The 8,067-nt window shown below is 29.0% G+C and carries 9 protein-coding genes and 2 pseudogenes; 5 read left to right on the top strand and 6 right to left on the bottom strand.

From position 1 onward, the window contains the following. From QZ260_RS11655 to QZ260_RS11635, 5 genes and pseudogenes are all read right to left on the bottom strand, one after another. Positions 1 to 195, bottom strand: a pseudogene (locus tag QZ260_RS11655) (TlpA family protein disulfide reductase); the annotation flags it as partial. Positions 196 to 484: 289 nt separating this feature from the next. Next, positions 485 to 913: a DUF5606 domain-containing protein gene (locus QZ260_RS11650; protein ID WP_295986434.1), complete on the bottom strand. Its 429-nt coding sequence runs from the start codon at positions 911 to 913 to the stop codon at positions 485 to 487. A 54-nt stretch (positions 914 to 967) separates the two neighbouring features. Beyond that, the gene (gene def, locus QZ260_RS11645) at positions 968 to 1,558 is read right to left on the bottom strand and encodes a peptide deformylase (protein ID WP_295986433.1); all 591 of its coding nucleotides are present in this window, start codon (positions 1,556 to 1,558) and stop codon (positions 968 to 970) included. 86 nt (positions 1,559 to 1,644) lie between these two features. Continuing rightward, positions 1,645 to 2,055 (bottom strand): Holliday junction resolvase RuvX, encoded by a 411-nt coding sequence (gene ruvX / locus QZ260_RS11640; RefSeq protein ID WP_295986431.1) that lies wholly within the window; start codon positions 2,053 to 2,055, stop codon positions 1,645 to 1,647. Positions 2,056 to 2,158: 103 nt separating this feature from the next. Continuing rightward, entirely contained in the window at positions 2,159 to 2,524 is a 366-nt protein-coding gene (locus tag QZ260_RS11635) for a hypothetical protein (protein WP_295986426.1), read from the bottom strand. A 273-nt stretch (positions 2,525 to 2,797) separates the two neighbouring features. Between QZ260_RS11635 and QZ260_RS11630 the strand changes: the two genes are divergently transcribed. The 5 genes from QZ260_RS11630 (at position 2,798) to QZ260_RS11610 (ending at position 7,627) form a co-directional block, all read left to right on the top strand. Next, positions 2,798 to 3,613: a 2,3,4,5-tetrahydropyridine-2,6-dicarboxylate N-succinyltransferase gene (locus QZ260_RS11630; protein ID WP_295986423.1), complete on the top strand. Its 816-nt coding sequence runs from the start codon at positions 2,798 to 2,800 to the stop codon at positions 3,611 to 3,613. Positions 3,614 to 3,753: 140 nt separating this feature from the next. Next, complete coding sequence (locus tag QZ260_RS11625; protein ID WP_295986421.1) at positions 3,754 to 4,668, top strand: ATP-grasp fold amidoligase family protein; 915 nt, start codon at positions 3,754 to 3,756, stop codon at positions 4,666 to 4,668. Between the two features lie 63 nt (positions 4,669 to 4,731). Continuing rightward, on the top strand, positions 4,732 to 5,667 hold the full coding sequence (locus QZ260_RS11620) for a stealth family protein (RefSeq protein WP_295986419.1): 936 nt from the start codon (positions 4,732 to 4,734) through the stop codon (positions 5,665 to 5,667). Positions 5,668 to 5,718: 51 nt separating this feature from the next. Continuing rightward, on the top strand, positions 5,719 to 6,801 hold the full coding sequence (locus tag QZ260_RS11615; RefSeq protein WP_295986416.1) for a CDP-glycerol glycerophosphotransferase family protein: 1,083 nt from the start codon (positions 5,719 to 5,721) through the stop codon (positions 6,799 to 6,801). A gap of 61 nt (positions 6,802 to 6,862) precedes the next feature. Continuing rightward, the gene (locus QZ260_RS11610) at positions 6,863 to 7,627 is read left to right on the top strand and encodes a glycosyltransferase family 2 protein (RefSeq protein ID WP_295986414.1); all 765 of its coding nucleotides are present in this window, start codon (positions 6,863 to 6,865) and stop codon (positions 7,625 to 7,627) included. On the opposite strand, the pseudogene QZ260_RS11605 reads toward QZ260_RS11610, so the two are convergent. Beyond that, a pseudogene (locus QZ260_RS11605) lies at positions 7,624 to 8,067 on the bottom strand (Kdo domain containing protein); the annotation flags it as partial. The gene QZ260_RS11610 and the pseudogene QZ260_RS11605 sit on opposite strands and share 4 nt — an antisense overlap.

Here is an 8,067-nt window from a genome sequence, read left to right as displayed (position 1 = left end):
GCTATCCTCAGCCATTAAACTCCAATTATAATCTTCAATAATAGTCTGTTTTGATTCATCGATTTTAGAAGGACTAAAAATTGCTAAACTCTTATGCAATAAAACCTGTATTGGTTGTCGTGTTTGAGGTATAAGTAATGCACCTATTATTATAAAAAAAATTATGTTCTTTATTTTACTGCTAGAAGATTTCATGATTATAGTATTAAAAAGCACAGTTCCTCAGTCGAAACTACAAATTAAATCTAACAAAATAATTATAGTTTTTCTTTTTGCGGACATTAAAATCATGCCTCGCTTTAATGCTTTAAATTTATGGAGAAAGAGCATCTTGAAAAGATCGAAATCGTCAAAACTAAAGTGATTTCATTATTTTTAATCTTTTGATAGATGTTTAAAAGTATAAACAAAAGTTAATAATTCCCAAAAGAGCATAAAAAAACCTCCACAGACGGGAGGTTTAGCTTTATATATTCAGAAAAATTTATTCTTCTTCATCAGACACTTTTTCATCTTCATCATCTGATAAAATGTCTAACATGTTATGCTGTTGTAATAAATTATACCATTGAATCACTTTTTTAATATCACTGGCATAAACTCTGTCTTCATCATAATCTGGTAAAACATTAAAGAAATATTCTTCTAACTTATCTTTACTGTCTTTGGGTTTAACCGGAGTTGCCTCACCGTTTTCTTTCTTTTTGATATTCTTAAAAACTTGGCGTAAAGGCACTTCTTCAGTTAATGTATATATGGCAATTTCACTTAGAACACTTACATTATTTTGTACGCTGACAGATATACGCCTATTATCTACTAATGACTCCGCAACAAAACCTCCTCGTGTTTGAGTTATTAATTTATATAACCCTGGTTTTCCTGCAATTGAAATAACTTTATCTAAACTCATAAATTAATTTTTGAAAAGCGCAAATATCAAATGTTTCTTATTGTATTGCAAGTATTATCGTCTCTTTTTTTGGTTAGGAAAACGCATTCTATAGTCTACATCTATTTTACCTTTAGATATGCTAGTAAGCCTCCCTTTTATTAAACGCTTTTTTAAACTTGATAGTTTATCTGTGAATAAAACGCCTTCAATATGATCGTATTCATGCTGAACAACTCTTGCAATCAAACCATCAAAAGATTCTTTATGAGATTTGAAGTTTTCATCAAGATACTCAACTGTAATGTTTGGTTTCCTAAACACATCTTCCCTTACATCAGGAATACTCAGGCATCCTTCGTTAAAAGCCCAATCATCGCCTTCTTCTTCAACAATTTTAGCATTAATAAAAACACGTTTAAAACCGTTTAAAGTGTCTTGTTCTTCTTTGGTTAAAACGTCATCTTCGGCAAAAGGTGTGGTATCGACCAAAAATAAACGAATAGGCAAACCAATTTGAGGTGCAGCAAGACCAACGCCAGAGGCATTATACATGGTCTCGAACATGTTTTCTAAAAGTGTATCGAAATTAGGATAATCTTTGGTAATCTCTTTACCTTTCTTCTTTAAAACTGGGTCTCCGTAGGCTATTATAGGTAAAATCATTCTGCATAATATTAATATCTGCAAAAATACAATTCTTATACTTTATGTATTGTATTTAACAAAAATTTATTCCTTTAGATATTTAATTATTTTGAATATAAATAGCTTTGCAAAATAAGTGTTGCACTAATTTCATCTATTAGTGCTTTATTTTTTCTTTGATTCTTTTTTAAACCACTATCAATCATGGTTTGGAATGCCATTTTTGATGTAAAGCGCTCATCAACACGTTTTATCGGAATATTTGGAAATGCTTTTTCTAACTTAGATATAAAAGGTAAGATATACACTTCACTTTCAGAAGCTGAATTATCCATTTGTTTAGGCTCACCAACTAAAAATAGCTCAACAGCCTCATTAACTATGTAATCTTTTAAAAATTGAAGCAACTGTTTGGTATCAACCGTCGTTAATCCTGAGGCTATAATTTGCAATTCATCAGTTACAGCAATACCTGTTCTTTTAGTACCAAAATCAATCGCCAAAATTCTTGCCATATTATCTTTTTACAAAAATATAATATTAAAACAAGAAAGACCATCCTTTCGGACAGCCTTTCTAAATAATTAACCTTAAATATTAATACTTGTACATTATTTTTTAAACTCTTGCCGCTTTATTTATTCCTTCAAATACTAAATTGATATTACTAACTTTTCTTTTACGGTTTAAATAAATTCTAATATCACTTGAACTACGAGCTATAGTTTCATTTACTTTAGAAGTATCAATTAACAATGAATCATTTTCTTTACTAGTATTAACCTCTGCAACTACATTAGCTATTTCATCCTCAATTGAAACAGAAACAGTTTTATTAGTTTCAATATCTACAACTGCAGATGTGCTTTGAGCATTCCCGATAGAGAAAGAAAGTAATAAAGCTAATAATATGTAAAAATTTGTTTTCATTCGATTATCATTGTTTGATTGTTCAAATATATACACAGACGATAGGTATACCACAAAAAATTAGTTGTAAAACCCTGTATATTCGATAACTAGAGAAGCTACTTACTTCTATCGACGAATAGTTTAAAAGCTTTTTTTATCGCCCAAATACACTTTTCTATACACTTCATCCCAAACTGAATAAGACAAAAAGATAAAAGGCACATTTCTATCCTTTAAAAACTTCTAATAAATTGAATATTTCTTATAGAAATCCACTTATTATTATGTCTATTTCAATGCCTTTTTAAATGATAGCCATTATATTTGACAAAATATATAATAGCAATGACTGAACTACAACAAATCATAGAGAAAGCCTGGGATAATAGAGATCTTTTAAAAGAAGAAATTACAACTGCAGCAATTAGAAGTGTAATAGAACTATTAGACAAAGGCGAATTAAGAGTCGCTGAACCTGTTGCTGGTGATTGGCAGGTTAACGAATGGATAAAAAAAGCAGTTGTTTTATATTTCCCAATTCAGAAAATGGAAACTATTGAATGTGGTCCTTTAGAATTTCATGATAAAATTCCTTTAAAAACAGGATATGCTAAAAAAGGAATTCGTGTTGTACCTCACGCAGTTGCTAGACATGGTGCTTATATTTCTGCAGGTACTATTTTAATGCCTAGTTATGTAAATATTGGAGCTTATGTTGATGAAGGCACTATGGTTGATACATGGGCTACAGTTGGAAGTTGTGCACAAATTGGTAAAAATGTGCATTTATCTGGTGGTGTTGGTATTGGTGGTGTTTTAGAACCTTTACAAGCGGCTCCAGTAATTATTGAAGATAATGCCTTTATTGGTAGTCGTTGTATAGTTGTTGAAGGGGTACGCGTTGAAACTGAAGCTGTTTTAGGAGCTGGAGTAATTTTAACAATGAGTACAAAAATAATTGATGTTACTGGTGATGAACCTGTTGAATATAGAGGCATTGTCCCTGCACGTTCTGTAGTTATTCCTGGTAGTTATGCAAAAGAGTTTCCTTCTGGAAGCTATAATGTACCATGCGCACTAATTATTGGAAAACGTAAAGAGAGTACTAATAAAAAAACATCTTTAAATGATGCTTTAAGAGAGCATAGTGTGGCGGTTTAAATTTAAACTTAAAAAAAACATTAAAATCAAGGACAACTTTTAAAAGTTGTCCTTATTTTTTTTAAGACAGTACCCATTAAAATCAATCTTTAAAAAAGGCGTGGTAGTTTTATATTATATTTGCTAAAATTATTTGTCTAATGCTAAAAGTTATACGTAAGTTCAGCGTAAAAATGTTGCGAAAAATAAAATTTTTACCTCCAAAAACTTACGCTCATTTTCTTTATGAACATCATACTGGAAAAAAATTAAATTTAAATGATCCTAAAGAATTTAATGAAAAAATCCAATGGTATAAAGTTTTTTATCACCCCAAAATATTAACCCAATTAGTAGACAAATATGCCGTAAGAGCTTATGTTGAAGATAAAATTGGACCGCAATATCTAAATGAGATTTTTGGTGTTTTCGATAGTGCTGATGATTTAGACTATAAAAAACTACCAAATCAATTTATAATTAAAGCAACTCACGCAAGTAGTTATAACTTAATCGTAAGAGATAAAGAGAAACTCAATAAAACAAAAACAGCAAAACTATTCAAAAAATGGCTTGGAAAAAGCCAATATTACCGCACTGGACAAGAATGGGCATATAAAGATGTTCAGCCTAGATTAATTGCTGAAAAGCTTTTAAAAGATGAAGGTGGAATTTCGCTTATTGATTATAAATTTTATTGCTTCAGTGGTGAAGCTAAATTTTTAGAAGTCCATTTAGATAGAGAACAAAACCATAAGAGAGCATTTTATGATTTTGACTTTAAACTATTACCGTTTAGATATACTAAGCCTGAAAAAACGATTTCATCGGATATTGAAAAACCAAGTAATCTGGAAGAGATGATAAAATTATCAGAAATTTTATCAGCTAATTTTCCTTTTGTACGTGTTGACTTTTACTCTATAGAAGGTAAAACTATTTTTGGAGAAATGACTTTTTACCCATCAGATGGAAGAAAAGATTTTATTCCTGACGAATACAATAAAATTATTGGAGATTACATCAATCTTCCTAAACTAGAAAGTGGACAAAAAGTTATTACCAAAATAGACTAATCATCTAAAATTAAGGCTTATATTTTCTATTCGATGCAAAAGATAATGACAAAAAATAATGATATGCAACATCCTATTGACGCTGTAATTTTATGGGTTGATGGCGATGATGAAAAGCATCAAGAAAAGATTCTACCTTACATAAATAAAACTGTTAATGTCAATTCAAAAAAGTTCAGAACTAGATTTGACCAAGTAAACGAAATTAAATTTACTATAGATTCCCTTTTAAAATATGCTTCATATATAAGAAACATATATATTATAACTGATGAGCAAACTCCTGCTTTCTTATTAAAAAAAGACACGTTAGAAGTTTACAATAAAGTTTCAATTATAGATCATAAGACTATTTTTAAAGGGTATGAAGCGTATTTACCAACTTTTAATTGCAGACCTATTGAAACTTGTTTGCATAGAATACCCGATTTAGCTGAACACTTTATTTATTTAAACGATGATTTTTTTCTAATAAACAAAACAACACCAACTGATTTTTTCAAAGAAGGCCTCCCAGTTTTACGAGGAAAATGGTTGAAATTTGATAAAGATATATTTTACAAAAAATTTAAAAAAATAAAGAAAGGTCATAAATCTATACAACAAAACGCAGCTAAACTTGCTGGTTTTAATAGTTATTATAATTTCAAGCACACACCACACCCATTAAGAAAATCTACTTTCAAAAAGTACTTTGAAGCCAGTCAGGAAATTTTTATAAATAATATTAAGCATAAATTCAGAAATGAAAGTCAATTTACGCCACAAGGTTTAGCAAATCATATTGAAATAAAGAATAAAACATGTATTTTAAAAAATGATTTACAATTGTTATATTTCAGGTCTTATAAGAAACCTTTGATTTGGTATAAATATAAGTTGAATACAAAAGCTAAAGGGAAGTTGTTTTTAGGGATGCAAAGTTTAGATTTGTGTCCTCCAAAAATTTTAGAATATTTACTAGAATGGTTAGAGAATCGTACAGACTTTAAAAAGTGAAACTAATTTTTATATAAATGCATAACTCCTTTTGTCAAACAACTAAGTTGTATGGAATACAAGTTTTTAATTTACATATCATATAGCTATGCTATTCCTATTGGACTGCCATTAGAAAAAGAAATTTTGGGTCGCGGTTACGAAATCAAGTGGTTTGCAGATATAGAAGACGGCAAAAAAACTATTGAAGATAAAACTAATAGATTAGATACTATTAAAGATGTCATTGATTTCAAACCGCATATTGTTTTGGCAGCTACAGATGATGTTCCAGATTTTATTACCGGATTAAAAGTTCAAATATTTCATGGGTTTTTCGCTCAAAAAAGACCTGAAACAAATAACAAATTTGCTCATTTTAGAATTAGAGGCTTTTTCGATTTGTATTGTACTCAAGGTCCTTCTAGCACTGAAGGTTTTAAAAGAAAAAAATACACTCGCCCATATTTTGAAGTTATTGAAACAGGGTGGCCTAAAGTAGATCCTTTATTTCCTATAAAAATAAAAGAGAATACTAAAACTATCATGATAGCCTCAACTTTCACAGAGCGTTTAAGTTTAGCTTATAATGATGAGGTTTTTAATGAAATAAAACGATTATCAAAAAATGGTTTATTTAATTTCATTATGGTATTACACCCAAAACTACCTAAAGATCTTACAGAAAAATGGAAAACCTTAAATGGTGAAAATTTTAAATTTCATAACACTACAGATTTGATTCCTTTATTTAAAGAATCAGATATTTTATTTGCAGATACTACTTCAGCTATTCAAGAATTTTTATTACAGAAAAAACCTGTGGTTACATTTAATCATACATTTAATCATAATTATTTATTACACGTAACCCAAGCCAATGATTTAGAAGACATGTTTAATCATGCATTAAGTTACCCAAAAGACTTACTAGAAAAAATTGACCCTTTTATTCAAGAACTACATCCCTATTTTGATGGAAAATCAAGTACGCGGGTTATAGATGCATCAATTTCATATTTGCACAAAGACAAGAGCCATTTAAAGTCTAAACCATTAAATTTGATTAGAAAGTATAAAATTAGAAAACGTTTGGGGTATTTTACATTAAAAAGTTACAATAAAGCTTTTACAATTATTCATGCTTATAAATAAGCAGCAATCACAAGACTTAATTTTTTTTACAAGAAACTCTTAAAACTAATGTTATTCTATTTTGAATAAAACTAAAAAAATATCAGCGCTATTAATTACTTATAATGAGGTAAACCATATTGACCAAGTTATTGAGAATATAAGTTTTACTGATGAAATCATTGTAATAGATTCTTTTAGTAGTGACGGTACTTTTGAGAAGTTAAATGCAATGAAACATGTGAAAACTATTCAGCGTAATTTTGAAAACTTCGCAGATCAACGGAATTTTGCTATAAAACAAGCTGAAAACGATTGGATTTTATTTATTGATGCCGATGAGCGTATCCCGGAAAAACTAAAAACCGAAATTCTTAAAGAAGTAAATTTACCCGATGGAACTGCAGGATTTATGTTTAAAAGACTGTATTTTTTCAAACAAAAGAGGATTCGTTTTAGTGGTTTCCAAACAGACACAACTTATCGATTATTTCAAAAAGGAAAAGTAAAATATATTGAAGATAAAATTGTACATGAAGCACCAATAATAAGAGGTAAAAGTAAAGTCCTAAAAAATTATATGTTACATTATTGTTTTGATAATTCAGCACATTATAAATCGAAAATGGAGCATTACGCGCGTCTTAAGGCACAAGAATTATTCAGAAAAGAAAAAAAACCAAACCTGTTCCATTTTTACATTAGGCCTTTTTATAAATTTATTACGAATTACTTTTTTAGACTTGGTTTTTTAGACGGAAAAGAAGGCTTTATAATTTGCTATCTAAGTGCTTATGGCGTTAACTATAGATATAAAAAGCTTAAAGAATTATGGCTGAGAAGTTAAAATTTAAACTTCTTTTTTAACTCTTTTTTTCGATCAAGTTTTTCACGAAAATTTTGGGTTTCTTGCCACATTAAATCAAAAATTTTATCATATTCTTCGTCAATACATTTTGCATATTCATCACTCATAATCTCCACCATGAATTTATGCTTACTTAACCTTGCAAAGTTTTTAATTCGAGTCTCAAAATCTAAAACTCTAAAATTCATTCGGTTTAAATCTACCAAATAAAAATCATACGTATCACCAAGTTTTTTAATCAACGTGTTTCCTGGAGAATGATCTAAAAACTGAATGCCTTTTTCATGTAAATCAAAAGTAAATCTTGTAAAAGCCCTAAGAATATTATCATAATCCGGGTAATTAAAATCATTTATAAGTTTTCTATATGTTAAATCACAATCTAATTGTTCACTTACATAAAAACTTTTTTTAAATAA

The organism is uncultured Algibacter sp. (genome assembly GCF_905480415.1).
Lineage (GTDB): Bacteria > Bacteroidota > Bacteroidia > Flavobacteriales > Flavobacteriaceae > Algibacter_B.
The sequence above is the reverse complement of the archived record's forward strand: the minus strand, read 5'-3'. Positions and strand labels throughout refer to the sequence as shown.